This window comes from Paenibacillus doosanensis (assembly GCF_025060755.1).
Lineage (GTDB): Bacteria > Bacillota > Bacilli > Paenibacillales > NBRC-103111 > Paenibacillus_S > Paenibacillus_S doosanensis.
In genome coordinates this window covers 58,320-84,963 of record NZ_JANYUY010000010.1, presented here as the reverse complement: position 1 = coordinate 84,963, position 26,644 = coordinate 58,320, and the positions used below count along the sequence as shown (strand labels likewise).

Here is a 26,644-nt window from a genome sequence, read left to right as displayed (position 1 = left end):
CCCTGCTTTCGGAATCCGATTCGGTATGTATTGTTGGCGCTCCAACAACATCATCATACCACTAGCTGAAGCCATATACCAAACCCGTTCCAGTACGGCGGGAGCTAAGTCTCCGATTAAAGGAAAAAGCGGCCGGCCAGAAGTTTTCCTCCGGCCGGCCGCTGGTATTCGAAGATTTCATTAAACGGTAATAACCGTAATTCCGCGGTCCTCAAGCTGATCTACCGTTTCCTTGGCGATGCGGCGATCCGTAATGATGACGTCGATTTCGGATAGATCGGCGACTTGCGTAAACGATTGCACGCCGAATTTGCTCGAATCGACGAGCAAAATCACTTCGTCCGCGATGCCGATCATCCGCTCTTTAATTCGGGCTTGGAGCTCGTTCGACTCGCTGATGCCGCGATCCAAATGTACGCCTTTGCAGGACAAAAACACTTTATCCACGTGATAAGTATCGAGAGAACGTTCGGCCAGCGGCCCGACGAAAGATAAGGAACGCTGAGCCAGCCGGCCGCCCGTCGAAATCACTTCAATCTTCTCCTTATTGCTCAGCTCCGTTGCGACCTTGATCGAATTGGTAAGGACGGTCAGAGGAAGATCGGGAACTTCCGCCGCCATGTACCAAGCCGTAGAGCTGGCATCAAGAAGAATCCGGTCTCGCTCGCCGATCCGCTCGATCGCGGCCTGGGCTATTCTCTTCTTCTCTTCGGCATAGGCGATTTCCCGTTCAAAGTAAGGGATCTCCGGCTGCTGGTCGTCCTTGATGCTGACCGCCCCGCCATGGGAACGGGTCAGACGCCCCGCTTGCTCCAATCGGTCCAGGTCGCGGCGAATCGTCTCCTCCGTAACCTGGAACAGCTCGCTAAGCTCGGAAACTCTTACTGCGCCTCTTTGGTTAACCAAACTTACAATTTTCTCGTAACGCTCCGCAACTAGCATAAGGTGCTCCTTTTCACTATTGTGCAATTCCCGTCAGCTTAACGAATCGTTCATAAGCCGCGGACCACTGCTCCTGCTCTTCCGGCATGTACTCTTCGACTGGGAACGAGTCGCGGATAACGCGGCGCGCTTCCCAGATGTCCTTGAACACGCCTTGCGCGATCCACTGCACGGCCATATTGCCGATAGCGCTGCCTTCCGAAGGCCCCGCCCATACGGGCTTGCCGATCGCATTGGCCGACCATTGGCAGAGCAGCGTATTGTTAATGCCGCCGCCGACCATATGCAGGCCGTTCAACGTCTGATTCGACAGCCGTTCGGTCATTTCGAACACAAACCGGTATTTCAAAGCCAAGCTTTCCAAAATGCAGCGAACGATTTCTCCTGCCGTCTCCGGCGCCTGCTGTCCCGTTTCGCGGCAATACTGGGCGATACGGGCGGGCATGTCTCCGGGAGCCAGAAACATCGGATGATCGGGATCGATGAATGCGCCGAACGGTTTGGCCGCTCCCGCCAGCTGTACGAGCTCGGGGAAGGTATACGATTGCCCTGCCTTCTCCCATTCGTGGCGGCTTTCCTGGAGAATCCACAGTCCCATAATGTTCTTCAGCAGGCGGTACGTGCCTTCGACGCCACCTTCATTGGTGAAGTTAAACTGCTGCGCCATATCGTTTATGACCGGCTCCTGAACCTCAGTTCCCATGAGCGACCATGTTCCGCAGCTCAAGTAAGCGAAGGAACGGTCGGTTGCCGGCACCGCCGCTACGGCCGATCCCGTATCATGCTCGGCTACGGCATAGACGGGAATGGACGGAATGCCGAGCTCTTCGCATACGGACTCTTGCAGCTTCCCTGCCGGACTTCCCGGCTGCAGCACTTCACCGAACCATGATTCCGGAAAGCCGAGCTGCTGAAGAAGCTCTTGATCCCAAGTGCCCTTCACAGGGTTGAACAGCTGCGTCGTCGTTGCGTTGGAAAACTCGTTATGCATTTCTCCCGTCAGGAAATACCGGAGCAAATCCGGAATCATCAGGAAGCGGTTGCCTTCCTGAAGCCAAGGCGAGTTCGCCTGTTTCAGCGCAAACAGCTGGAAGATCGTATTAAACTGAAGAAATTGAATGCCGGTTCGTTTAAAAATCTCCGACGCCGGGAGCTGCGCGAACAGCTTCTCCATCATCTGATCCGTATGCCGGTCCCGATAATGGTAAGGATTGCCGACCAGCTCGCCGTTCGCCCCGATAAAGCCGAAATCGACCGCCCAGGAATCGATCCCGACGCTGTCCACTTCGATTCCCTGGTTTTTGGCCTTCAGCAATCCCTGCTTGATTTCATGGTATAGCCGCAAAATATCCCAATGCAGGCGGTCGCCCACCTGCACCGGATCATTGGAAAAGCGATGAAGCTCCGTAATTTCAATCTTGCCGTCTACCAGGCGGCCCAGCATCGCTCTGCCGCTGCTGGCCCCCAGATCAAAAGCGATAATGTTTCCCAAGGATATCACCCTTATCCGTTAATTAGCCGCGTTTGAGCAGCACTTCTTGCTCGTACGCTTTCACTTGGGACAGCCATTCCTCGCGCACAGGAACGCCTTTGGATGCGCAGTAGTAATCCCATACGGCGCCGAAAGGATACGATTTGAATTCTTCCGTCAAGGCCAGACGCGTCGTATAATCCCCTTCCAGCTCGGCTTTTTTCAAAGCTTCCACCGGATCGAGCATCGCCCGCATCAGCGCTTTGATCGTGTTGCGCGTACCGATAACCCAAGCGGCTACACGGTTGATGCTGCCGTCGAAGAAGTCCAGACCGATATGCGTTTTGCCGAGCAAATCGCCGCGAACCAGTTCCCGGCCGATATCGATCAGCTCGTCGTCCAGCGTAACCACGTGATCGCTATCCCATCTCATAGGGCGGCTTACGTGAAGCAGGATACCGTCGGCGAACAGGGACAGGGAAGATAACTTATTGGAAATCACTTCCGTCGGATGGAAATGGCCCGCATCCAGGCAGATTAATTTATTATTTTGAAGGCCGTAGCCCATATAAAACTCATGCGAGCCTACGACATACGCTTCGGAACCGAGGCCGAACAGCTTGCTTTCTACGGCATCCAGGTTATGTGCAGGGTTCAGTTCTTCCGCGAACACTTCGTCCAAAGCGGATTTCAGACGCTGTCTAGGCGCCAGGCGGTCCGCCGGAACATCCTTGAAGCCGTCCGGTACCCAGACGTTGGTTACGCAGGTTTGACCGAGCTGCTCGCCGAAGTAAGCGCCGATTTTTCTGGACACTTTGCAGTGGTCGATCCAGAACTTGCGGATCGCCGGATCGGGATGGCTTAACGTGAAGCCGTCCTTGGAATTCTCATGAGAGAAGCAAGTCGGATTGAAATCCAGACCCAAGCCCTGTTCCTTGGCCCAATCCACCCATTTGTCAAAATGCTTCGGCTGAAGCTCATCCAGCTCCACCTTCTCGTCCGTATCGGCGTAGATCGCGTGAAGATTCACCTTATGCTTGCCGGGAATCAGCGAGAACGCTTTCTCCAAGTCCGCGCGAAGCTCTTCGGGAGTGCGCGCCGCTCCGGGATAATTGCCGGTTACGGAAATGCCGCCGGTCAAATCCTGATCGCGGTTCAAAAAGCCTCTTACATCGTCGCCTTGCCAGCAGTGCATGGAAATTTTAATTTGTTCCAGCTGCTTCAGCACTTGATCGACGTCAATGCCGTGGGCTGCATAAAGCTCTTTTGCCAATTCATAATTGGCCGCAACGTTTTTATCCATTTGTACAGCTCCTTTTAACGTATTTTATTTGATCGGATAAGCGATAACGGACATAAGGGCGTTCTCAGCCTGAGTTGCGTCCAAACGGCTGTATTGCACAATAACCGGAATGTCGCTCTTCACTTCGATGGCATAAGGAACGCCGACCGGAATCGGCGTCCCTTCCTTGGCCAAAGAGCTTGTGCGTATATGCTTCGTGCGCCGGGCCGCGACGACCTCGGCGATATTCTCCAGCGGATCGCGGTCCTCGAAGAAAATCGTGATGGTCAGATGGGCATCCTCGGATGCGGTGTTAAGCACGCAAATCGATTCATGGCTGGTTAACGTTCCGGAGCTGTGCTCCGGAATATAACCGTCAGGAATAATCCATACTTTTTCCCCTGTAGCCGTTGGCATATGGCAAATCCTCCTTTAAATGAAACTCGTCATTTATAGATGATTAGCGAGTGAACGCAGCAGGTACGCCGCCGTCGATCGTCAGCATGCAGCCCGTCGTTTTCGCCGATTTCGAGGAAGCGAAGAACGCGATGCCTTCGGCAATGTCACGAGGATAAATGTTAACGAGCAAGGTCGTACGCTTGCGGTAGTACTCTTCCAATTGATCCGGCTCGATGCCGTAAGCGGCGGCGCGTTCGTTGCGCCAGCTTCCGTTCCAGATCGCCGAGCCTTGCAAAATTGCGTCCGGCAAAATCGTATTGACGCGGATGCCGAATTCCCCGCCTTCTGCGGCGATGCAGCGCGCAAGATGAGCTTCCATCGCTTTGACCGCGCTGTAGGCCGTTGCGTTTTTGCCGGCGTACACCGAGTTCTTGGAGCCGACGAACACCATGCTGCCGCCGACCGCTTGTTCTTTCATAATAATGAACGCTTCGCGGGCAACGAGGAAGTACCCTGTTCCAAGCACGTTCATGTTCAAGTTCCATTCTTTCAGCGACGTTTGGTCGAACGGGCTGGAGGTTGCGAGACCCGCATTATTGACGATAATGTCGACGCCGCCGTAAGTAAGCGCCGTTTGCGCGTAAGCGGCTTTGATCATCTCTTCGCTCGTTACGTCCATCTTCACGGCAAGAGCGCGGTTCTCGCCGAATTTCTCGTTGATTTCCGCTGCGACCTTCTCGGCGCCTTCCAGGTTAAGATCGGCCAGCACGACATGCGCGCCTTCGGAAACCAGACGGCGTGCCGTTTCGCTGCCGATACCGCCCGCTCCGCCGGTGATGAAAGCGATTTGACGGGAGAACTCCGCTTCCGCAGGAGCCAAGGACAGCTTGTAAAGCTCAAGCGGCCAGTATTCGACGTTGTAAGATTCGTTCTCGCTGAGGGAAACGAATTGACCGAGAGCCGTAGCGCCTCTCATCACCGCGATTGCGCGATGGTACAGCGCGCCGCTCACTTGGGACATAACCCAGCTCTTGCCGGTGTTGATCATGCCGACGCCGGGGATAAGGATAACGCGCGGCGCCGCTTCGAACATAACGTCGCCTTCATTTTTGTTGCGCTCGAAGTAAGCTTTATATTCTTCTTTATATGCGGCAATGCCTTCTTTCAGCTTCGCTTTCAATCCGTCGATGTCTTCAGCGTTCGGAGTCCAGTCGATGAACAACGGAACGACCTTCGTATGAACGAGGTGATCCGGGCAAGCTGCGCCGACCTGCGAAAGTTTGGCGGAGTCTTGTCCTCCTACGAATTGCAGCACGTCTTCGGCGTCGTCGAAGGAAAGGATCATTTTCTTCGCATCGCTTACCGCGCCGCGGATCGTCGGCATCACTTGCGCTGCGACGCTTCTGCGCTCTTCGGCCGTCAAGGCGCCGTGCTTCACGCCGCCGAATACGCGGCTCTCGTTAATGCGGGATTCGATGAAGCTTTCCGCTTCGGTAATGATTTTGATTGTTTGCGCGTAAGCTTCGTCGGAAGTTTCACCCCAAGTAACCAAACCGTGTTTCTCCATAAGCACCAGTTCGGCTTTAGGATTGTTTCTAACGCCTTCTGCGATCATTTTGGACAATTTGAAGCCGGGGCGAATATAAGGAACCCATACGAAGCGGTCTCCGAAAATTTCGCGGGCGATTTCTTTGCCGTTATCCGCGCAGCACAGGCTGATGATCGAATCCGGGTGAGTATGGTCTACGTGTTTGAACGGAAGAAATGCGTGAAGCAGCGTTTCGATGGAAGCGCGCGGATGCTTGGCGTCGATCATGCAGTTGGCCAAATAAGCGACCATATCTTCATCGGACATGTCGTCTTTTTCGTACAGAGGACGAATATCGTCCATGCGCAAGCCGGTGAAGTTAGACGCCTTCATCGTCGCCAGGTCGGAGCCGCTGCCTTTGACGAACATCACTTCGATGTCGCGGCCGCGGAAATCCTTAACGACCGTCTTGCTGGAGGTATTCCCGCCGCCGTAGTTACAAACGCGGCGATCCGTACCGATAAGATTCGAGCGATAAACCAGTTGTTCAAGACCTGTCGTAAGCTCTGCTGCTTTAGATGCATCCCATAAACTTTGTACCATTGATTTATACCTCCAGATGAATGTTGATTTATGTTTGTTTACATCTTATCATATCTGTTTCTCTTTGGATACTATAAATTCAAAAATAAACAAAAATAAAAACGGAAAAAATAAAATATGACTCCGTCGCGTCCTCAATCCGCCTTCCATATCTTCAAGGGCAATATTTAACCAATAACAGACATCCCTGCGCCTCTGTCGCCGAAGTTGAACACCTAAGAAAGCGGGCCCGAATATAGTTAGATATTAGATAGCTTTAATTCCCGGATTTCCGCCGATCTTCGGACCAGTCCTCTCAAGAAATCCGGGTCGGGCGGCGAGCGGAAAAAGCTTTCGCCTGTGCAGCCGGCGTTTTCTTCCCCGTTTAGGACTCTGTCAGAAGGAGTTGCTTGATAGAAGTTTCCAATCGAGCTGAAATCGGATTTTTGGATGGTTGTTCCTTTTTCTATGAAGAACATTCGTTTTCTTAGGTGAACGCTAACGTTTTTCCAGATTCAAATGGTCCCTCCGCTCTTAGTTCACCATCCTTTATCAATGAAAGGAGCTAATGACCGTGTCGCAAGCAAACTTTCCGAATATAACTCCTTCCATTTCTATAACGAGAGAACAGGCGATCAATTTGCTTTTATCCTCCATCGCTTTTGAGGAGCTGGGCCTCAGTCATATTTTGAATGCGGAAGGGGAAAAACTGCAATATGTGCTTGGCACCCTGCCGGGCTTGTCGCCAGCGGCGAGCATAGACGATCTTCTTGCCGTCAATAACAGCGTGTCGAATACGATCCAAACGATCATCCAGAAAGAATGGATTCTAAGCGATAACCTGGACAGCATACTTCGTACGCCGGTCACGGTCGGCCCGACGGGAGCCACGGGAGCGACCGGAGCGACAGGTCCTGCGGGAGGACCGCCGGGGCCGACCGGACCGACAGGTGAGGCGGGAGCGACCGGACCCGCCGGCCCTACAGGCCCCCCGGGAACCGCCGTCACCGAAAACAACGCGGATATTGGATTCGTCGGAACGTTTGCGGGCTTTTCACCGGTACCGTTAACAACGAATTATTCCATTAACGGGTTGGCAATCAGCCATCTGCCGGATACCACGGACATCCTTCTCGCTCCCGGGCATACTTATCAGGTTGTATACACGTTCGAAGGCGTGCCGGGCGTCGGGCGCAATTTGCAGGCAAACTTATTATTGAACGGCAGTCCGGTTCCAGGCAGTGAAGCGGTCAACCAAATGACTTCAAATCCAAACCCCGAACTTGCTGTCGGTATTTCCATCGTCACCACTGCGGGGATTTCGCCGAGCATTCTTCAAGTTAACAACATTACGGCGAACACTGTATCCAGGGTGAGAATCATCATAACGCAAATCGCCTGACTTTCAATCCAAAAAGCCTCGATTCCTGTATTACAGGAACGAGGCCTCTTGGATTATGCCGGTATTAAGATAATCTGTGGACGGAGAATACGATTCCCCCGCTGTTGACGCCGCCCAAATTAATTGCAACCGTCAATCCTCCGCTATCATAGTAAAGATTGATGACATCACCCGCATTGAGCTGTACGTCTCCAGCCAATGTAATCGTTCCATTTCCCAAAATGGCTCTTAGAGTAAGCACCAGCGCAACGTTGACATTCAGCAGCGGGAAAAGCCCGCTTATCAGATTCGTTGCCGTGGCCGATGTCCTCCGTACAATAAACCCGGGATTCACTCCGGAGCCGAGCGATGCCGAAATCGCCGCTGATGTGGAATAATTAATGGTGGCTTTAATAGAATAGGTGCCTGTGCCAGGCACTGTATAATTACCGGACGCTGGATCAAATCCGCTTGTGTTGTAATAGGGAGAAGCGACCGTCCATCCCGCAAGCTGCCCGCTGGCGGAAATGGTCGCTGTTGAAATAAATGCGGAGAAGCCTTGCTGCGTAACTGTAGGCCCTGTGGCGCCCGTCGCTCCTGTTGCACCCGTGACACCCGCGGCACCTGTGGCTCCCGTGACGCCCGTAGCTCCTGTCGCTCCCGTGGCTCCGGTTTCGCCTGCGGCTCCCGCTGCACCTGTCACGCCTGTGGCACCTGTCGCTCCCGTTGCGCCTGTGGCTCCTGTGGCTCCTGTGGCTCCTGTGGTCCCGGTTTCGCCCGTCGCTCCTGTCGCTCCTGTTGCACCCGTCACTCCCGCGGCACCTGTGGTTCCGGTTTCGCCGGTCGCACCCGTGGCTCCCGTGACGCCCGTAGCTCCTGTCACTCCCGTTGCACCTGTTTCGCCCATGGCTCCTGTGACGCCTGTCGCTCCGGTAGCCCCTGTGGCTCCTGCTGCACCTGTCACGCCTGTTGCCCCGGTGGCTCCCGTGACGCCCGTCGCTCCTGTCGCTCCCGTTGCGCCTGCGGCTCCTATTACGCCTGTGGCTCCTGTTGCCCCCGTCGCACCCGTCGCTCCTGTTTCGCCTGCAGCTCCTGTTGCTCCTGTTTCACCTGTAGCTCCCGTCGCTCCTGTTGCACCCGTCACTCCTGTGACGCCCGTAGCTCCTGTTGCGCCTGCTACTCCTGTTGCTCCAGTTTCACCCGTAGCTCCTGTCGCTCCCGTTGCGCCTGCGGCTCCTGTTGCCCCAGTTGCACCTGTGGCGCCCGTAGCTCCTGTTGCCCCAGTTGCACCTGTGGCGCCCGTAGCTCCTGTTGCCCCAGTTGCACCTGCGACGCCTGTCGCTCCTGTTGCCCCGGTTGCTCCAGTAACTCCCGTTTCACCTGTTACACCTGTGGCCCCGGTTTCTCCCATGGCTCCTGTGACGCCTGTCGCTCCGGTAGCCCCTGTGGCTCCCGCTGCACCTGTCGCTCCCGTTGCGCCTGTTGACCCGGTTTCGCCCGTCGCACCTGTTGCACCCGTAACACCGGTCGCTCCCGTTACGCCTGTTGCCCCAGTTGCACCCGTGACGCCCGTAGTTCCTGTCGCTCCCGTTGTACCTGTTGCACCCGTGACGCCTATGGCTCCTGTTGCACCCGTGATACCTGTCGCACCCGTGGCTCCTGTGACGCCTGCCGCTCCTGTGGCCCCCGTGACACCTGTGGCTCCTGTTTCGCCTGTCGCTCCTGTGGCTCCTGTTGTACCTGTTTCGCCCGTAGCCCCCGTGGCTCCCATCGCTCCTGTTGCCCCAGTTGCACCCGTGACGCCTGTCGCTCCTGTGGCTCCTGTTGCACCCGTCACTCCCGCGGCACCTGTGGTCCCGGTTTCGCCCGTCACTCCCGTTGCACCTGTGGTTCCGGTTTCGCCGGTCGCACCCGTGGCTCCCGTTGCGCCCGTAGCTCCTGTTGCTCCCGTTGCTCCTGCGGCTCCTGTTGTACCTGTTTCGCCCGTAGCCCCCGTGGCTCCCATCGCTCCTGTTGCCCCAGTTGCACCCGTGACACCTGTTGCGCCTGTGGCTCCTGTTGCACCCGTCACTCCCGCGGCACCTGTGGTCCCGGTTTCACCCGTCGCTCCTGTCGCTCCTGTCGCCCCGGTGGCACCCATAACTCCCGCGGCACCTGTCGCACCCATTGCGCCTGTTGCACCCGTGGCACCTGTCACTCCTGTCGATCCCACGGCCCCCGTTGCACCTGACGCTCCTGTTACTCCCGTTGCTCCAGTAACTCCCGCGGCACCTGTCGCACCCGTTTCACCTGTGGCTCCTGTTGCCCCAGTCGCCCCCGTTACGCCCGTCGCACCCGTCGCTCCTGTCGCACCCGTTGCACCTATTGCGCCAGTGCTGACAGCAGCCATCAGCACAACTTCATCTACAAGAATTCCGCTCGCTCCCGTTAACGGAGCCCGCGTGATCGTCATTTGCGCATATGCTGTATTTAAAGGCGCTGCCGTTGTCACTCCTTCGAACACATTCCAGTCAACGACTTTGAAATCCGTGAAATAACCTTGGGGAATTGTAAAAACGACGGCGGAGCTTGCCAAGTTAAAAGCGGCGTCCAAATAATCCACCAATATGGAAATAGCCGGACTTTCCCCAGGCATCGACTTGGCGAGGCTGACCGAAAAGTATAAGCCCTCGCCCGGACTGGCTGCAACGTTCTGCTGGAGAGACGAGGCAAAATTTCCGCCCAGCAGCTCCGCGCTGCTTAGCCCTTCTTTGCTAATCGGGCTTAAACCGGCGTTCACGGCGGTCCATGATGCCAACCCCGCCTCAAAGCTGCTATTTATGATTCTATTTTCCAGTTGAGTCGTCATGAATTCACCTCGATCTGTTCTAAAATAAGCCTAAGCCATACCATGATATTCAAGTTTATTCTCACGGTTTGTGTTTTTGCCAAACTGAACGGGGCAAAAGGTCAAAAGCAGGTTGGCCGCTCATGGAAATCACAAACGGTTCCCGCCCCGTTCTTCCGTAATTCCTCTGGGATCGTTCTATGGGTAGACTTTACTTTCGGGGGAGACCCCGGATATCCACAGGATATGGCTGCGCATCATTTCCTAAACAATAAAAAAAGCGCACACCTTCGATCAGGTATACGCTTGCAACTATAAAATGGTTAGCCGAGCTCATGACAACAAATACTTTAATTGGCGGATATGCGAACGAAGCTCGGGAATCGCATCCAAGTAAGACGCAAGCACCCGAATGAGCGTTTTGTCAGAAGGCTGCCGCTCGCACTGCTCACCGAGCATCGCCGCGACTTTAAGCAGCTCTTCCCGCTCGTCTTCCGGCTTCGACAGCTCGCCGATCCGGCCGGCCATGCAGGCGATCAGCTGCTGAACCGTCGCCTGGCGCGCCGGAGCATCGCTGGGATTTAAGTAATTGAAAGGCATACTGCGTTCGTCGATCACCGGCTTCGGCGCCGTCCGGATCAGATCCTCGGCCAAGGCGTCCATCCGGTCGACGATGAAAGCCGCCAGCTCCGACATCGGCAGCGCGATGACTTTTTGCTGGACGTAGCTTAAATATTCGATATGAATGCCGCGGAAAATAGCGACCACATCCCAAATATAGGGGATGATTTTCTCCCCGTACGCATCGATAAGCAGCTCGCGGCGCCAAGTCTGCAGCGCGGCTTTCTTACGCTTCCAGGCCGCGATGAACTGTTCGTTGGCGGCGATGGGCAGCTCTTTGAAATCGATCATAAACAGATGATTTTCCACCGTATATAGCAGTTGGAGCTCGATTTTGCGCCGCAGCTTTTCTTTGGGAGACAGATTCAGTTCGGCTCCCACTCGATCGAGTGCGCCCGCCTGATCCAGCAATGTCTGATGGCATACGACAAACGCAGCCGTAAACAGCTCTTCTTTGGAAGCAAAAAATTTATAAATGCTGGCCTTGGCCATGCCGCACGCTTCTGCAATATCCTGCATGGAAGCGGCGCTGTACCCCTTCAACCGGAACAGTTCGATGGCCGTTTGCAAAACTTTCGCTTTTTTCGCGTCTTCCATCGTCATTCCCCCTTCCTCATATCTTGACATGAGACAAGATGCGCGTCAACGTTTTCCCATTGACCAAAAAACTAGCTAGTTCTATAATGAACTCATAAGTTTCGGCCCATTCCATCAGATAAAGGAGGTGGCCGGTCCTGTCTTACGACATCCTTATAAGGTCAGGTATCGGCATGTACATGCGAATTGCACAAGGTATTGAGATGTTGGATTTAACAAAGGGGTCGGCGGCGTTATGCCCTACGATTTTGTACGATGAGAACGGCTGGATATTGATCGATACCGGCGTTCCGGGGTCCGCACCGGCGATTCGTGAATTGGCGAAACAGGCCATAGGCCGGGATTTGCCGCTTCTTTCGATTATTTTGACGCACCAGGATATAGATCATATCGGTGGCCTGCCCGAGTTTCTGACTTCAGAGGAAGGGACTCCGGCGGTTTATGCCCATGAAGACGACAAGGGCGCCATTGACGGCACGCTGCCGATGATCAAGATGACGCCGGAGAGGATGGCCGGGCTCCTTGCACAAATGACCGAATCGGTGCGCGGTTCATTCGAGCGGATATTCCTTCATCCGGTCGCTCCCAACGTAACCCGCATCGTTGCGGACGGCGACACGCTGCCGATCGCAGGCGGCCTGACGGTTATTCATACGCCGGGACATACGCCAGGCCATATCAGCTTGTACCACCAGCGGAGCAAGACGCTGATCACAGGAGACGCCACGGTCGCCGAAGACGGCGAGTTGAAAGGGCCTAACCCTCCCTACACGCCGAATATGGATCAAGCTCTGCAATCGCTCAAAAAATTCACGTCCTTCGATGTCGAGAACATCGTCTGCTATCACGGCGGACTTATTCAGGGCGACGCAAACCGCCGGCTGGCCGAACTGGCCGGCCGATCATGATCCGGTTCCTGGTCACTCTTGCCCTGGCGCTTGCGGGCGGAGCGCTGTTCACGCTGATTCATTCGCCGCTGCCCTGGCTGCTTGGACCGATGGTTTTTTCCTTGCTGGGGGCGCGGCTGCTGAAGACGATCAAGCCGTTATGGCCCAGTTACTTGCGCGATACGGCGATGATTATTATCGGTTATTCGATCGGCCTGTCGTTTACGATGGAGACGCTGAAAGAGATGGGCCGGCAATTGCCGACCATGATTTTGATGACGGTGCTGCTGCTTCTGTTCAGCGCGCTGATCGGTTATGGCGTCGCGAAGGTGTCGGGGCTTCCGCTGCCGACGGTGCTGATGGGGAGCGTTCCCGGCGGCTTGTCGCAGATGATTCTTCTTGCAGAGGAAACCGAAGGAATCGACCTGACGGTCATGACGTTTTTGCAGGTGTCGCGGGTCATCATGATTATTTTCTGCGTGCCGCTGCTCGTCTTCAGTCCGCTCTTCGGAGGCAATCATCAGGACATCGGCGTCTCTTCGGGAGCGTTCGGACGATGGGAGGATTTGTTCCCGGGCATTCTGCTGTTCGCCGTCGTCTGTGTTGCATTTGCCATGCTGGCAAAGAAAATCCGTTTCCCTTCCGCCTACTTGCTCGGACCGATGATCGCTACGGCGATTCTTCATGTGGCGGGAGTGCCCGGCCCGGCTCTGCCAGCCAGTCTTCTGGACGTTTCGCAGCTGCTGATCGGCACCTACGTCGGGCTGCTGCTTCGCCCGGAAAGTCTGACGAACAAATTCCGCGTCATCAGCTTATCGTTCCTTAGCGGCGCCGTGCTGATCCTCGGTTCGCTCGGGCTTAGCGCGCTGCTGACCCAGCTGCACGGCATATCCTCCGCCACGGCCTTTCTGAGCATGGCGCCCGGAGGTATGGATCAAATGGGGATTATAGCCAAGGAGATCGACGCCGACATTGCCGTCGTCAGCTGCTACCAGCTGTTTCGGACCTGGTTCATCTACTTTGCCGTACCGCCGATATTGCGGCTGGCTTTCAAGCGTATTGCGCCGCGGGCGAAGGCAGCGGATGAAGCGGCCGGCGGACGCTGAGGCGGCACGGCATCAACGCAAGCCTACTTTCACAACGGTTCGACAACATTTCGAAGCGGTCGGCTCCAGGCCCGGCCTAGAACAGAAGAAGACCTTCTCCGGCCATTCGGAAAAGGTCTTCTTCCTCTATCCGCGCGCAAGCTTCACACTCAACTCTGCGGCGAATAAAATCCCTTAACAAGCTCATCCATCACCCGGTTCGTGCGAGCGGCCGATTCTCCTGTACTGGCACAGACGCCGAAGCCCAGCAAATCGTTCACGACCGTCTGAATCAGCGGCTGCTGAATATGCTGCGGAGGTTCGAACGGAAACAGCTGCGTTCCGTCCGCCGTGTCGAGCCGAATCGGCTCATGACCGAAGGTGGAGAAGCTCAGTTTGCCCAGCGAGCCGACAATCTCGTTGCGATCCTCCCTCGCAAATGCCGAGAAGCACCAGCTGCCAATGCCATGCACACCGCTCTCAAACCGGTATGTCGCTGTGACAATGTCCTCGATTCCGGCATACTGTCCCTGCTGATTCGATGCGATCCCTTTGGCTTCGGCGATAGGCCCGAGCAGAAAATCAAACAAGTCCAGCGTATGGCTGGCCAGATCGAAAAAGAGCCCTCCGCCCGAAAGCTCCGGCTGCAGCCGCCAAGGGATCTCTCCTTCCTTCGCTTGCGGAGCCGGCTGGTACTGCACCATCGCCGCATAGCGAACATCGCCGATCGCTCCTGCTTCGAGCAGTTCCTTAACTTTAAGAAACCGCGGCAGCGCCCGCCGGTAATAAGCTACATACAGCGGCACTTGCGCCTCGCGGCAGGCCGCGATCATCCGGCTGCACTCCTCGCCGCTGAGCGCCATCGGTTTCTCTACATAGACCGGCTTGCCGGCCTTCGCCGCCGCCAGCGCATACTCAAGATGCGAACCGGGAGGCGTTGCGATATACACCGCATCGACGTCGGGATCGCCGATCAGCTCCCCGGCGTCGGCATACCAGCGCGGCACGCCATGCCGCCGGGCATAGTCCTCCGCAAGCGCGGCGTCTCGCCGCATAACGGCGACGAGCTCGCAATGCTCGGCTTTCTGAAAGCCGGGGCCGCTCTTCACTTCCGTTACATTGCCGCAGCCGATGATGCCAAATCGTATACGCTTCATAATCGATAACCTCTCCTCGCCACAATGTAAACCGCTGCCATCTATTGTAACACGGTTATGCATTGAAGCGCATCACGGGAAATTGCTGCCGAAAGCTTGCCGACCCGAGCCCGTTCATTTTTTATATAAGGCTCATTTCCTTGGCTTTGCGAACAACGAACCGCAGGTCTTCCGCCAAATACTTCTGAAGCGCCGGTCTTCGGCGTACCGCCAACGGATGGTAGGAGAAAGCAATGGGAATCCCTTGAAAGTCATGCCACCTTCCTCTCAAGCTTTTTACGTCGCTCTCATCATGAGGAAATAGCGTTTGCACAACCGTGTTCCCCAAGCCCAGAAGCAGAGAGGCCTTGCTTACCGAGAGCTGATACTGGAAATAAGGGAAACAAGTCTCCCTGGCAAGCGGTTTATTGTAAGCCCGTCTAGGACGACATTTCAGGAGAAAGCTAACATAGACCTTCTCGGGCGCCAATCCGGCTTCATACATCCCTTGCTGCAGCGCTTCGCGCGTGCCGCATACGAACGGATTCCCTTCGGCATCCTCTCGCATTCCCGGGTTATCTAACAAGATAAAAATGGGCGCCCCGGGCGTCCCTTCGCCCCAAATCACTCGTTGACGTTGATTGGCAAGCTCGCATCTCCGGCAATCAACCGCATGTGACGGCGGCGGATCTTCCTTCAGCGGCACCGGCATAAAGTCGGACATGATTTGCTCCCCTTTCTGCTTTTTTTCCGGCGGTTAGCGGACGACGCCGGGTCCCAATATTTTGACACGGGTAGTTACTTTAAACTGAACGTCGGGATAGACGGACTGCCAATGCTTATAATCGTTTTGATCGCCGAAATAAGTGGACAAATACCGAAGCCCGAAGCCGTATGGATCGACCTCCGCATCGCGGATTTTGTACAGCAACTTCTCGACTTCGCGGGAGAACCGCTGGCCCAGCTTGCGCTCAATTCCTTCCCAGTCCCGCTCCAATACGTTCGGAGGACTCTCTTCCAAAATGCCCGATACCTGGACGTCCATCCTCACCTGCGGTACGTCGTCCCGGCTGATCTTCACCTTGGTCCGGGCTTGGTTGACGGTGAGCACGATCCGCTTATTGCCGTAAGGCATTTTCAGCTCGGATTTGGAATATTGATTGGCCGTCATATTGTACAGCAGCGTCTCTTCCGGACTCAAGATAAGACGCATCCGCTTCTTATCCATCAGCAGCGCACGGTCGATCGCATAAGTATCGCCGTTGCTGCGAATGACCGGGAGCACCGGGTCCATTCCCCTTTCGAAATGCCTCCGCACCAGGTCGAAGAAGTAGGTCGTTACCGTATAAGGAGATTCGGAGCCTTCGTTGCCGAACGTAAGGGTCAGGGCATTGCCGGGATACCGTTCCGATTTCGGCGTAATCTTCAGCACCGACAAAGCGTCCGGATCACCGACGCCGACGTAGCTGATCGCCTGGATATCCCGTCTGCGGACAAACCAGGTCATCGATTCGGGATCTCCGTGCTCCAGCAGCGATTTGCCCATCACGAATACGCGGCAGTGCCCGAAATCGAGCTCCTTGTCCACGAACGATTTCAAATGGCGAATACCCTCGGCGATCGAGGGCGCTTCAATCGATTGAAGCTGGGTTTTGGACGAACCGCTTTCGACCTTCGCCGAAGTAATGGCCAGCCGGATCGACACCCGGAAAGGCTTCTCCGGCTTGCCGCTCCAATCGACTCCCGTCGCAACGACATAGAAGCGCTTGTCGATATCCTTCATCCCGCAGCCCGCGAGAAGCGCGCAGAGCAGGAAAGCGATGAACGCTCTGATCATGAAGGGCACCTCCTCCTACTTTCCGTAATTGGCGGAACCTCCTTTCGCGGCGCGAACGTTCGGGTCCTTCCTAGCGAGGAATACAATTATAAGCAGCAGCAGCATTAAGAACACTTCGACACAAAACCGGATCATGAGCCACCACTCCGTAGCCCATTGGTTTTTTTGCTCGTTGGCCCAAAAACAATAAATGAAAGACAATACACCGAAGACTGCGCAATAAATCCAGTTGGCCTTCGGTACGGGCATTTCCTCCGCTTTGGGCCGATGACGCGGGGAGCAGGATTTAAAAAACTCCATCGCACTGTGAAACGTATTCATGACAAACATGAGCGATAAAAACGAGAACACAATGAGAAACGTAAACAGCACCCGCTGCACGAATCCGTATTGCATGATCATGGAATCCGCAGTAATGCTCCAAAGAAACACGTACTGCTCTACCGCCATCGTGCCGTGGAATCCGATCGGAATGAAGAAGGTATAGAAGGCGAAGATCACGCCCACAATCGGAATGACCCAGCGGTGCTTCAACTTGAATCCCGGAGGATTCAATCGATTGAACAGCGACAGATTGAGGTACCCGCTGAACAGAAAGGTCGCTGCCGCAATCGATTTAAACGTCGGCGCTTGATGCACATAGCCGGCCACTACCCTCATTGCATCCCAGCTGACCCAATGGTCGGTTACGGCCTTGTACAGGATGAATAAACCTAACGGAGCGGTTAGCAGAAGCAGTATTTCGAGAGAAAATTGAACGGACCGCGACGACCGCGAGCCGGCAAAGATGCAAGCGACAACCATTATGAACAGAAACAAAAATTCGTTCATCTCCGGGTTGAAGAACATCCCCATCGTCCGCGTAAAGCTGTAAACGACGAGAATGCCCCCGGACATCCAGCTCAAGGCGGTCAACGCGATGAGAGCGGCGGCAAGGCCCTTGGGAAAATAACGATAAAAAATTTCCGGCAACCCCAACCCGGGAAAACGCTGAAAGCATCCTGCCGTTACGATAGAAACCGTCGTGCCGCAAACGATGGCGATAATAAGGCTCATCACCGCTCCGTGGAACCGGTCTCGAATGAGAATATGCGGTACGAACAGCATGACGTTCATAAACCCGACATAAACAAAGTGATAATAGAAATAACGGTTCAGATGCGATCCCCCCGCCCGCTGATTAACGATTTTCTCCAGGCTGGTAGATCGAGAGATACGGCTGCCCGAAGCTGCGCAAATGGCATAAATACACGATAACAAGAAACATAGTGACGATGACGCCGACCATCCCGTAAAAGATCGACATCACGACGAAAACATACTTCAAGGCTCGAATCGAATAACTGAACGAGCTGCTCGGAATAACGAAGTTGGAAATCGCGACAACCGAGGTCACGATGATCATGATGCTGCTGACCAATCCCGCCTGCTGAGCGGCTTGTCCCAGAATAAGCCCTCCTACGGTCGCGGCGGTGGAACCGACGAAACGAGGAAGCCGGATGCTCGCTTCAATCAGCGCTTCAATCATAAAGAGCATGATGAACACTTCGATAAATGCGGGGTAAGGCACGGCGGCGCGGCTTCCGTCAATGGAGAACGCAAGCTGTACGCGAAAAAATTCCGGATTATACGAAGTTACGGCGATATACAGTGCGGGCAGCGTCATAGACAAGAGCATGCCGATGTAACGAAATAAAATGATCACTCGTCCCATCCAGTACGGCTCATAATCGTCGTCCATTGCATGCATGAAGTCGAAAAATCGGACGGGCAACGTAATGGCGAAGCGGCTGCCGTCGAGCAGGATCGCAATCTTCCCCCGTTCCAGAAACTGCGCGACGCGGTCCGGACGCTCGGTCTGCATCGTAACAGGGAACATCGTGTACCTGGAATTGCCCAAATACATCGCGAGCTGACCGGCCGCCTGCAGCAGCTTGATTTGCACTTTGTCCAATCTTTGGTGCAGCTCCTCCAGCGGCTTGCGGTCTACCTTGTCCCGGTCGTATAAAATCATAAACCGGGTTTTGGACGAGTCGCCCTTCTCCATCTTCTCCACCGTCAGCGTCGGCAAATTATAGCGAAGACGAACGAGGTTCGTATTCATATCCAGGTCTTCGGTGAAGGCGGATTGCGGACCTTGCAGGGAAGCTTCTACTTCCGTGTTCTCCGGCTGGGTCTGCATCTTGCGGATCGCTTGCATCGCGTATACGACGCCTTCATATTCGATCAGCGTACAGCCTCGAAGCAGCATGGCTACCCATTCTTGAGAGTCATCCGCCTTTACGAACGCGGGGCTTCCCTCCAGCATCCGCTTAAATTCGCGAGGGTCAAACCGGTAAGAGAACGGAACTACGACGGCGTCTTTCACTTGATTAATATCGCTCATGCTCGCGAAGAAGCAAAATTCCATTTGAGTATAACCGTTGTTCAATAGTTGAGCCGTCAAATCGGCGGGGTTGCCGAGCTGCCGCTTGACTTCGTCAAGCATGTGAATCCCCTCCCTCCGATAGCGTTATCTTGCCATAGATTACCCCGCAGGAGGAAAACTATTCCGAACTATAAGACGCAAAAAAAGAGCCTATCTCCGCTAAACGGAAGATTGGCTCTTGACGCTGCGACGAACCGCGTCTTTAAAAGAGCGAGTGAAAACCTTTCCCTTTTAAAAGGGTGGTGAAAAAGTCCGCTGCGGCGTCCATTTGATCCTCCAATCGCTGTTGAAAACGGATTCTTTGAATTGTTTTTTCGTTTTTCTGTGGAGAGAATCCGTTTTCAAAGGCGAACGCTAACGCTTTTCCAGATTCAAATGGCCCCTGCGCTCTTTTTTCACCAGGCTTTTAAAGCTCTACGGTCTTTGTCGCGATGCGTTTGCAAAACTCGCTGTCATGCTCGACGAAAAGAATGGTCGGCGAATGCTCCAGCAGCAGCTCTTCGATTTGCATACGGGAGATGACATCGATAAAGTTCAACGGCTCATCCCAAATATGCAAATGAACGTTCTCGCAAAGGCTTTTGGCAATCAGCACCTTCTTCTTTTGACCGCCGCTGTAAGAAGCCATATCCTTTTCGAATTGCGTACGTGAAAAATCGAGCTTTCTCAAAATCGCTTTAAACAAGCTTTCGTCGATCCCGGCGCTCTTGGCATAATCGGTCAGATTGCCCTGTAAATGCGACGTATCCTGCGAAACATACGAGATTTTAAGCTGGCTGCCCTTTCGGAATGTACCGCAATAGCATATGTCCTCACCGCAAATCAGCTTGAGAATGCTTGATTTGCCGGAGCCGTTCGGCCCCATGAGCGCAATCCGCTGCCCTTGCTCGATGCTAAAGCTAACATCGCGGCACACCGTCCTATCGCCATAATGAATGGAAATATGCTCCAGCTCCGCCAGCTGACTTTTATGATAAGCGAGCTGGGAAATTTTGAGGCTTTCCGAGCCTTCGATATTTTTCAGAAGCGCGGATTTTTCTTCGATCGCGGATTGCTGCCTGCTTTCAAGCGATTTGGATCGTTTCATCATTTTGGCGGCTTTATGGCCTACATACCCTTTATCGACCTTGGAACCGGAATTGCGAGTGCCGTTTTTCGTTTTTTCCACTTCATGCGACCAGTGGCTCGTTCGGTCGGCCGCTTCGGACAGCCGTTTGATATCTTTGCGCAGCTTGTCGTTCTGGGCCAGCTCATACTGGTCCTGCCTTTGCTTATTTTCCCACCAATCGGAAAAATTTCCTCTTTGGATTTCGATATCCGTTTTGTTAATGGACAGAATATGATCCACGCAATTGTCGAGGAACGCCCTGTCATGGGACACGACAATGTATCCGCGCTTGGTTCTCATATAATCGCTGACAAGCTTCCGCGCGTGCAAGTCCAGATGGTTCGTCGGCTCGTCGATGAGCAGAAAGCTGTTTTCCTTCAGAAACAGCGCCGCCAGCAGCACTTTCGTTTGCTCGCCGTTGGACAAGGATTGGAAGGGACGGTACAGCACGTCCTCGGACACCTTCAGCAGCGACAATTCGCGCATAAGCTCCCAATGCTGGTAATCCGGAATGATCTGTTCGACGACATCCAGCGTATTGGCTTCCTTATCCTCGACATGGAACGGAAAATAGTCGAAACTCACTTGAGCGGAAATCGTTCCGCTGTATTCATATTTGCCGAGCAGCAGATGGAGGAACGTCGTTTTGCCGCGACCGTTTCTTCCCGTAAAGCCCAACTTCCAATCCGTATCGATTTGAAAGCTCACATGATCGAAAATATTATCGTAGCTGCCGTCATAAGCAAAGGTTAGGTTGGACACTGTAATCGTTGACATGGTTGGAATCCTCCTGTATAAAAATAGAAAAGCTGCAAGAAAGTTACCTTTCTTACAGCTCAATAGAATACAGCAAATCCAACCCTGTACCGATCAGAGTAAAACATGCCCTTTGAGTGAAAAGAATAAAGTAACTTTCTTGCTTATAAACAATACAACAGACAAATATGCTGTTCATGTTTATAAAAACCAGCAAGAAAGATTACATTATCCCATTCAACTCCCGTCGTTAAGTTAACGGTAGTTTACCACATTCGCCAGCGCATTTCAATCTTTGTATGGTAAAATGCGGAAAATCCTCATCAGTCCGTGCTTGCAAACGGCTAGCTTTCCGTCTCCCGCCGCTTGGCTTCCAAATACTCCTTTAACAGGACGGCATGATTGCACTGCTCATCCTTGGCGGCATACAGCAGCGTGACCCTGCCCTCCCGGCTCCAACGGATCAGCTGCTCAAGGTAAGGCTGAACCGCCTCTTGCTCCAGCTCGGCTGTATACAGCGTCCGGAAAGCTTCGAACTTCTCCGGCCGATGCCCGAACCATGTGCGCAGCGCAGCGCTCGGCGCGACTTCCTTCATCCAGCGCGTCAGCTGCGCCCCGTCTTTCGACACTCCTCTGGGCCATAACCGGTCGACAAGAATCCTAGCACCGTCCGAGCTGTCGATGCCATCGTAAATCCGTTTGATCCGTATGTCGCTCATGGCTTCTCCGGCTTTCCGTTACGCGTGAAAATCAAGTCCCGACAGCACTTCCTTGACATATCCTGCGCGTATGCAGAAATCGCCGAAATGCTCCCCTTCCTCTCTCTCCTTGGCATACCGGTTAAGAATCGGCCGCAGCACGTCCAAAATTTCGCTTTCGCCGATATTTTCCCGGTACAGCTTATTCAAGCGCTGCCCGTAAAATCCTCCGCCCAAATACAAATTGTACTTGCCCGGAGCCTTGCCGATAAACGAGACTTCCGCAAGCGCCGGACGCGCGCAGCCGTTCGGGCAGCCGGTCATCCGGATGACGATCTCTTCTTCGCGCAATCCCGCTTCATTCAGAATCGTCTCGATCTTCTCAAGCAGCGAAGGCAAATAACGCTCCGATTCGGCCATCGCCAAACCACAGGTCGGCAGCGAGACGCAGGCCATGGAATTTCTTCTTAATGCCGAGTAAGAGGCCCCGTCGGTAAGACCGTGCGCATGGATAATGCGTTCGATCGCTTCCTTCTGACGATCGTCGACATTGCCGATAATCAGATTCTGATTCGGCGTGAGACGGTAGTCTCCCGTATGCACTTTGGCTATTTCTCTTAATCCGGTCATCAAAGGATATCCTTCCTCGTCTTTAACCCGGCCATTCTGAATAAACAACGTATAGTGCCATTTGCCGTTATTGCCTTTGACCCATCCGTAGCGGTCCCCGTTATGGTCGAAGCGATAGCCTCGCGCTTCCTCCAGCTTCCAGCCCAAGCGGTCTTGAAGCTCGTTAACGAACCACTCGATACCGCGGTCGTCGATCGTATATTTAAATCTGGCATGCTTGCGCACCGACCGGTCGCCGTAATCCCTTTGGATCATGACCGTTTTTTCGGCGACGTCGATAAGCTGATCCGGCTTGACGAAGCCGATGACCCTCGCCAGCTGCGGGTAGGTGAGCGGATCGCCGTGCGTCATTCCCATGCCGCCGCCGACGGCGACGTTAAACCCTACAAGCTTCCCTTTCTCCTCGATCGCGATAAGACCCAAGTCTTGGGAGAAGACGTCCACCTCGTTGGCGGGAGGCACCGCAATGCCGATCTTGAATTTGCGCGGCAAATACACGGCGCCGTAGATCGGCTCTTCTTCCTCGTCCTTGCGGCTATCGACAATTTTCTCGCCGTCCAGCCATATTTCGTGATAAGCCGCCGACTTCGGTTCCAAATGCAGGCTCAGCTTGCTGGCCCATTCGTATACCTGCTCATGAAGCTCGGACTGATTCGGGTTCGGATTGCACATGACGTTGCGGTTTACGTCGCCGCAAGCGGCCAGCGTCGTCAGCAGCGCTTCATTCACTTCTTGAATCAATGTTTTCATATTCCATTTGATGACGCCGTGCAGCTGGAACGACTGTCTCGTCGTCAGGCGAATCGATCCGTTGGCGTATTTCTGCGCAAGACGGTCGATCACAAGCCATTGCTCCGGCGTTACGACCCCGCCCGCCGCGCGTACGCGAACCATGAACTGATAAGCCGGCTCCAGCTTCTGCTTGTTGCGTTCGTTGCGCAGATCCCGGTCATCCTGCATGTAGCTTCCGTGAAACTTCATCAAGCGGTTGTCGTCTTCCGGGATGGAGCCCGTAATTTGATCGTCCAGCGACTCCGCCAAAGTGCCCCGTAAGTAGCGGCTTCGCCGTTTAATATCCTCGACATCGCTGTGAGGCGCGCTGTTCGGCGAAATCAAGTTATTGTCTGACATATGTGTCGTCTCCCCTCTATGTCTTGCGTTCGCATTAGTACACGTCCCGCTGGTAGCGTTTTTCCTTCTGCATATTTGCGATATAATCCTTGGCGGCCTCCGGGCTGAGCCCGCCTTCCCTCTCCAGGATGGTCAGCAAAGCCGCATGGACGTCATGCGCCATCTTCTTTTCATCGCCGCATATGTAGATGACGGCGCCTTCTTGCAGCCACTGGTACACATCTTTGCTCTTCTCCAGCATCCGGTGCTGAACGTAAACCTTTTGCTCCGTATCCCGAGAAAACGCCACATCCATACGCGTCAGCAAGCCGTTTTTCAGCCAGCGCTGCCAGTCGGTTTGGTATAGAAAATCGGTGGAAAAATGCTGATCCCCAAAGAACAGCCACGACTTGCCCTTTGCCTGAATCTCCTCCCGCTCGCCGAGAAACGCTCTGAACGGAGCGACCCCGGTGCCCGGCCCGACCATAATAATCGGCGTATCCGGATCGGCCGGAAGCTTGAAGTTCGAATTATGCTGGACGAATACCGGCAAGCGGCCCCCGATCTCCAGCCGATCGGATACATAGGTCGAACAGACGCCGTAGCGCATTCTGCCGTACGACTCGTATGACACCTTCCGTATCGTTACATGCACTTCATCCGGGTAAGCTTTGGGGCTGCTCGAAATGGAGTACAGACGGGCCGGCATTTTCCGCAGCAGCGAGACAAACGCCTTGGCCGGCGTGCCCTTCAGGCTGTAATCCAGCGCCAAGTCAAGCAAGTCACGGCCCTTGATATAATCTTTAAGTTCCTGCTCACGGCCCGCGGACAGCAGCTCAAGCAATGGCTCGCTGCCCGTCAGGCTTGCCGCCTGCTCCAGCAGCGGTCTGGTCAATACCGTAATTTCGTAATATCGCGTCAGCGCCTCCCTAAGGGAACCTTCCTGCTCCGATTTGGGAAGCGGCACAAGCTCTTCCGGATTCCATCCCATCGCCTCGATCAACTCTTCCACCAGTCGCGGATGGTTCTCGGGATAAATGCCCAAACTGTCTCCAGGCTCGTAGGCAAGGTTCGATTCTTCCAGCGAAATCTCAAGATGCTGGGTTTTCCGGTCCGATCCGCGGCCGTTCAAATTGAGGTTCTCCAGCACTTCGGCGTGAAACGGATTCGATCTGGAATATTCCGACGAAGCCGGCGACCCTGCCGTAACGGCGGCAGTTCCTGCGTTCCCTGCTGCCGACGTCCCCGCCCCTTCCTGCAGAGCGTCCAATACTTCGCTCATCCACTTCTCCGCAGATTCGTCAAAGTCCACGTCGCAATCGACGCGCGGAGCGAGACGGCGAGCGCCTAGTTCCTCCAGACGCCGATCGAAATCTTGACCCGTCTTGCAGAACAATTCATAGGAAGTATCCCCCAGGGCGAGCACGGAAAAGCTCATATCCTGCAAGCCGGGCGCTCTCTTGCTGTGCAAAAATTCATGAAAAGTCAGCGCATTATCCGGCGGCTCTCCTTCGCCGTGGGTGCTTACGACAATAAGCAGACGCTGCACCTTTTTAAGCGTATTCGTTTTGAAATCGCTCATCGAGGAAAGCGTGACCTGGAAGCCCGTGTCCTGCAGGCGTCCCGTCAATTTTTTGGCCAGATTATGGCTGTTGCCGCTCTGAGAACCGAAAAGCACGGTCACTTCTTTATTGACGGGCTCGTCGTTCACGGCCGAAGAAACTGCCGGCACAGCGGCCTTCGCGGATTCGGGGCCGCAATGGGCCGACAAGTACCCGCACAGCCAAATCTTCTGCGTATCCGTAAGAGTGGGCAGCAGTTTGTTGATAAGCTCGGTTTGCTCCGGGCTGAAAGGACTATTCGTCGTATGAAATAACATTCGCTTACACCTCTCGTTGAACAGAAATTAAATACAAGTAGTCTGATTGGATTTATTAATTAACTTGCTTTAAAATTATCACAGTATATCCATGGAAGCAATGAAAATGAATTTATGGGATTTATCAGTTTTATTAATAAATCGAAAAACGTCAAAAAAAGCGAAAGCCGAAAACTGCTTCGGCGATCGCTTTCTTTCATAGGGCATTGCTTATTAGACTGCCGCAGGCTCGTTCTCCAAGCTGCCCGCAGGACCGAAAAATTCGTAATGAATGTCCGCCGCGGGCACTCCCCACTCCTTAAGCAGACTGTTGACCGTTCTCATGAACGGTACGGGACCGCAGAAATAATAGCTGGAATCTTTAACGGCAACGATCGATTGCAGCCATTGCAGATCGACATACCCTTCTTTATGGTAAGCTTGATCCGCTTTATCCTGCTCGGTTGGCCGATCGTAACACCAATATGCCGAAATTTGCGGATGCTCGGCCGCCAGCTCCTCTACTTCGCCTCTCAGCGCATGGACATCTCCGTTCTGCGCGGCATGGATAAACGTCACTTGACGCTGCGGATTCGTTGCGGCTAACGTCTTCAGCATACTGACCATCGGCGTAAGGCCGACTCCGCCGCTTATCAACGTTACCGGACGCGTATCCTGCTGGTCCAGAGTGAAATCGCCCGCCGGCGCCGAAATCATAAGGACGTCGTGCTCCTCTACTTTCTCGTGCAAATAGACGGAAACTTTGCCTGCCGGGCGATCCTTCAACGTATCCTCCCGCTTCACGGAAATGCGGTAGTACGGTTTGCCTGGCGCATCGGAAAGACTATATTGGCGGATATGCGTGTACGTTTCGCCGGGAATATCCAGCTTCACGCTAATATACTGCCCCGGCAGGAAGCTTGCGATACGCCCGCCGTCCTGCGGCGCCAAGTAGAAGGAAGTGATCACGTCGCTTTCCCGCACTTTCTTGACGACCTGGAACGGTCTGAAGCCGGACCAGCCTCCTTCCTGCTTCTCCGCCTGATCGTACATCTCGGCTTCCACGCCGATGAACGCATCCGCGATCACCCCGTATGCTTCGGCCCAAGCTTGAATGATTTCATCGGTGGCGGCATCGCCCAGCACATCTTTAATGGCGGCGAGCAGGGTTTGTCCGACAATCGGATAATGCTCCGCTTTAATGCCGAGACTTCTATGCTTATGCCCGATTTGCTTCACAACGGGAATGATCGCTCCCAGATTATCGATATGCTGCGCGGCTGCGTATACCGCATTGGCCAGGGCCGTTTGCTGTCTTCCCTGCTTCTGATTCGCGTGATTAAAAATATGGAGCAATTCCGGATGGTTCGTGAACAGCATTTCATAGAAGCGTTTGGTAATCGCCGTCCCGTGAACTTCCAGTACGGGCACGGTGGATTTAATAATTTGAATCGTTTTATCGTTTAACATAGGATCGTCTC

Annotated in this window: 20 protein-coding genes; 3 read left to right on the top strand and 17 right to left on the bottom strand. The window is 54.2% G+C overall.

Translation table 11 applies throughout. The features are described 5' to 3' along the window. Positions 1 to 180: 180 nt before the first annotated feature. From N0M98_RS10355 to N0M98_RS10335, 5 genes are read right to left on the bottom strand one after another with little or no spacing between them, the layout of a single operon-like run. On the bottom strand, positions 181 to 942 hold the full coding sequence (locus N0M98_RS10355; protein WP_249863473.1) for a DeoR/GlpR family DNA-binding transcription regulator: 762 nt from the start codon (positions 940 to 942) through the stop codon (positions 181 to 183). A 16-nt stretch (positions 943 to 958) separates the two neighbouring features. Next, the gene (locus N0M98_RS10350) at positions 959 to 2,434 is read right to left on the bottom strand and encodes a rhamnulokinase (protein ID WP_259617792.1); all 1,476 of its coding nucleotides are present in this window, start codon (positions 2,432 to 2,434) and stop codon (positions 959 to 961) included. Between the two features lie 22 nt (positions 2,435 to 2,456). Continuing rightward, positions 2,457 to 3,716 (bottom strand): L-rhamnose isomerase, encoded by a 1,260-nt coding sequence (rhaA, locus tag N0M98_RS10345; protein ID WP_259617791.1) that lies wholly within the window; start codon positions 3,714 to 3,716, stop codon positions 2,457 to 2,459. Between the two features lie 24 nt (positions 3,717 to 3,740). Further along, on the bottom strand, positions 3,741 to 4,112 hold the full coding sequence (locus tag N0M98_RS10340) for a sensory rhodopsin transducer (RefSeq protein ID WP_249863475.1): 372 nt from the start codon (positions 4,110 to 4,112) through the stop codon (positions 3,741 to 3,743). 43 nt (positions 4,113 to 4,155) lie between these two features. Further along, positions 4,156 to 6,225, bottom strand: coding sequence for a bifunctional aldolase/short-chain dehydrogenase (locus tag N0M98_RS10335; protein WP_259617790.1), 2,070 nt, complete (start codon positions 6,223 to 6,225; stop codon positions 4,156 to 4,158). Positions 6,226 to 6,778: 553 nt separating this feature from the next. On the opposite strand from N0M98_RS10335, the gene N0M98_RS10330 reads away from it, so the two are divergent. Continuing rightward, positions 6,779 to 7,606, top strand: coding sequence for an alpha-helical endospore appendage domain-containing protein (locus N0M98_RS10330; RefSeq protein WP_375295469.1), 828 nt, complete (start codon positions 6,779 to 6,781; stop codon positions 7,604 to 7,606). A gap of 64 nt (positions 7,607 to 7,670) precedes the next feature. Here the strand turns inward: N0M98_RS10330 and N0M98_RS10325 are convergent, their stop codons facing one another. Continuing rightward, complete coding sequence (locus N0M98_RS10325) at positions 7,671 to 10,433, bottom strand: NTTRR-F1 domain (RefSeq protein ID WP_259617788.1); 2,763 nt, start codon at positions 10,431 to 10,433, stop codon at positions 7,671 to 7,673. A gap of 312 nt (positions 10,434 to 10,745) precedes the next feature. After that, positions 10,746 to 11,630, bottom strand: a complete 885-nt coding sequence (locus N0M98_RS10320; protein WP_249863480.1) for a TetR/AcrR family transcriptional regulator — start codon at positions 11,628 to 11,630, stop codon at positions 10,746 to 10,748. Positions 11,631 to 11,833: 203 nt separating this feature from the next. On the opposite strand from N0M98_RS10320, the gene N0M98_RS10315 reads away from it, so the two are divergent. Further along, the gene (locus tag N0M98_RS10315; protein ID WP_259617787.1) at positions 11,834 to 12,538 is read left to right on the top strand and encodes an MBL fold metallo-hydrolase; all 705 of its coding nucleotides are present in this window, start codon (positions 11,834 to 11,836) and stop codon (positions 12,536 to 12,538) included. After that, entirely contained in the window at positions 12,535 to 13,623 is a 1,089-nt protein-coding gene (locus N0M98_RS10310) for an AbrB family protein (protein ID WP_259617786.1), read from the top strand. The genes N0M98_RS10315 and N0M98_RS10310 overlap by 4 nt, the downstream gene beginning before the upstream one ends. A 149-nt stretch (positions 13,624 to 13,772) precedes the next feature. Here N0M98_RS10310 and N0M98_RS10305 read toward each other — a convergent pair whose 3' ends face one another. The 10 genes from N0M98_RS10305 to hmpA all read right to left on the bottom strand — a co-directional run bounded on the left by N0M98_RS10305 (position 13,773) and on the right by hmpA (position 26,633). After that, complete coding sequence (locus N0M98_RS10305; RefSeq protein ID WP_259617785.1) at positions 13,773 to 14,759, bottom strand: Gfo/Idh/MocA family protein; 987 nt, start codon at positions 14,757 to 14,759, stop codon at positions 13,773 to 13,775. A gap of 121 nt (positions 14,760 to 14,880) precedes the next feature. Then, positions 14,881 to 15,462: a uracil-DNA glycosylase gene (locus tag N0M98_RS10300; protein ID WP_249863484.1), complete on the bottom strand. Its 582-nt coding sequence runs from the start codon at positions 15,460 to 15,462 to the stop codon at positions 14,881 to 14,883. A 33-nt stretch (positions 15,463 to 15,495) separates the two neighbouring features. Further along, positions 15,496 to 16,575, bottom strand: a complete 1,080-nt coding sequence (locus N0M98_RS10295; RefSeq protein ID WP_259617784.1) for a Ger(x)C family spore germination protein — start codon at positions 16,573 to 16,575, stop codon at positions 15,496 to 15,498. 15 nt (positions 16,576 to 16,590) lie between these two features. Beyond that, the gene (locus N0M98_RS10290) at positions 16,591 to 17,682 is read right to left on the bottom strand and encodes a hypothetical protein (protein ID WP_259617783.1); all 1,092 of its coding nucleotides are present in this window, start codon (positions 17,680 to 17,682) and stop codon (positions 16,591 to 16,593) included. A gap of 73 nt (positions 17,683 to 17,755) precedes the next feature. Then, complete coding sequence (locus N0M98_RS10285) at positions 17,756 to 19,063, bottom strand: spore germination protein (RefSeq protein WP_249863487.1); 1,308 nt, start codon at positions 19,061 to 19,063, stop codon at positions 17,756 to 17,758. Positions 19,064 to 19,409: 346 nt separating this feature from the next. Continuing rightward, a complete protein-coding gene (locus N0M98_RS10280) occupies positions 19,410 to 20,888 on the bottom strand; it encodes an Lsa family ABC-F type ribosomal protection protein (protein ID WP_259617782.1) in 1,479 nt (492 codons plus the stop codon). Between the two features lie 323 nt (positions 20,889 to 21,211). Next, the gene (locus tag N0M98_RS10275; protein WP_249863489.1) at positions 21,212 to 21,586 is read right to left on the bottom strand and encodes a DUF488 domain-containing protein; all 375 of its coding nucleotides are present in this window, start codon (positions 21,584 to 21,586) and stop codon (positions 21,212 to 21,214) included. An 18-nt stretch (positions 21,587 to 21,604) separates the two neighbouring features. Continuing rightward, positions 21,605 to 23,326 (bottom strand): assimilatory sulfite reductase (NADPH) hemoprotein subunit, encoded by a 1,722-nt coding sequence (cysI, locus tag N0M98_RS10270; protein WP_249863490.1) that lies wholly within the window; start codon positions 23,324 to 23,326, stop codon positions 21,605 to 21,607. Positions 23,327 to 23,360: 34 nt separating this feature from the next. Further along, positions 23,361 to 25,184 (bottom strand): assimilatory sulfite reductase (NADPH) flavoprotein subunit, encoded by a 1,824-nt coding sequence (locus N0M98_RS10265; RefSeq protein WP_259617781.1) that lies wholly within the window; start codon positions 25,182 to 25,184, stop codon positions 23,361 to 23,363. 213 nt (positions 25,185 to 25,397) lie between these two features. After that, positions 25,398 to 26,633, bottom strand: a complete 1,236-nt coding sequence (gene hmpA / locus N0M98_RS10260) for an NO-inducible flavohemoprotein (RefSeq protein ID WP_249863492.1) — start codon at positions 26,631 to 26,633, stop codon at positions 25,398 to 25,400. Between the last annotated feature and the right edge of the window lie 11 nt (positions 26,634 to 26,644).

What these genes read in the sequence shown, in the direction of transcription:
- N0M98_RS10315 (WP_259617787.1), top strand. Translation starts at nt 11,834, where the DNA reads ATGTTGGATTTAACAAAGGGGTCGGCGGCGTTATGCCCTACGATTTTG.
- rhaA (WP_259617791.1), bottom strand. Translation starts at nt 3,716, where the DNA reads ATGGATAAAAACGTTGCGGCCAATTATGAATTGGCAAAAGAGCTTTAT.
- N0M98_RS10305 (WP_259617785.1), bottom strand. Translation starts at nt 14,759, where the DNA reads ATGAAGCGTATACGATTTGGCATCATCGGCTGCGGCAATGTAACGGAA.
- N0M98_RS10335 (WP_259617790.1), bottom strand. Translation starts at nt 6,225, where the DNA reads ATGGTACAAAGTTTATGGGATGCATCTAAAGCAGCAGAGCTTACGACA.
- N0M98_RS10355 (WP_249863473.1), bottom strand. Translation starts at nt 942, where the DNA reads ATGCTAGTTGCGGAGCGTTACGAGAAAATTGTAAGTTTGGTTAACCAA.
- N0M98_RS10340 (WP_249863475.1), bottom strand. Translation starts at nt 4,112, where the DNA reads ATGCCAACGGCTACAGGGGAAAAAGTATGGATTATTCCTGACGGTTAT.
- N0M98_RS10265 (WP_259617781.1), bottom strand. Translation starts at nt 25,184, where the DNA reads ATGTTATTTCATACGACGAATAGTCCTTTCAGCCCGGAGCAAACCGAG.
- cysI (WP_249863490.1), bottom strand. Translation starts at nt 23,326, where the DNA reads ATGTCAGACAATAACTTGATTTCGCCGAACAGCGCGCCTCACAGCGAT.
- N0M98_RS10290 (WP_259617783.1), bottom strand. Translation starts at nt 17,682, where the DNA reads ATGCTGTTCGTACCGCATATTCTCATTCGAGACCGGTTCCACGGAGCG.
- N0M98_RS10310 (WP_259617786.1), top strand. Translation starts at nt 12,535, where the DNA reads ATGATCCGGTTCCTGGTCACTCTTGCCCTGGCGCTTGCGGGCGGAGCG.
- N0M98_RS10295 (WP_259617784.1), bottom strand. Translation starts at nt 16,575, where the DNA reads ATGATCAGAGCGTTCATCGCTTTCCTGCTCTGCGCGCTTCTCGCGGGC.
- N0M98_RS10280 (WP_259617782.1), bottom strand. Translation starts at nt 20,888, where the DNA reads ATGTCAACGATTACAGTGTCCAACCTAACCTTTGCTTATGACGGCAGC.
- N0M98_RS10325 (WP_259617788.1), bottom strand. Translation starts at nt 10,433, where the DNA reads ATGACGACTCAACTGGAAAATAGAATCATAAATAGCAGCTTTGAGGCG.
- N0M98_RS10300 (WP_249863484.1), bottom strand. Translation starts at nt 15,462, where the DNA reads ATGTCCGACTTTATGCCGGTGCCGCTGAAGGAAGATCCGCCGCCGTCA.
- N0M98_RS10275 (WP_249863489.1), bottom strand. Translation starts at nt 21,586, where the DNA reads ATGAGCGACATACGGATCAAACGGATTTACGATGGCATCGACAGCTCG.
- N0M98_RS10320 (WP_249863480.1), bottom strand. Translation starts at nt 11,630, where the DNA reads ATGGAAGACGCGAAAAAAGCGAAAGTTTTGCAAACGGCCATCGAACTG.
- hmpA (WP_249863492.1), bottom strand. Translation starts at nt 26,633, where the DNA reads ATGTTAAACGATAAAACGATTCAAATTATTAAATCCACCGTGCCCGTA.
- N0M98_RS10285 (WP_249863487.1), bottom strand. Translation starts at nt 19,063, where the DNA reads ATGCTTGACGAAGTCAAGCGGCAGCTCGGCAACCCCGCCGATTTGACG.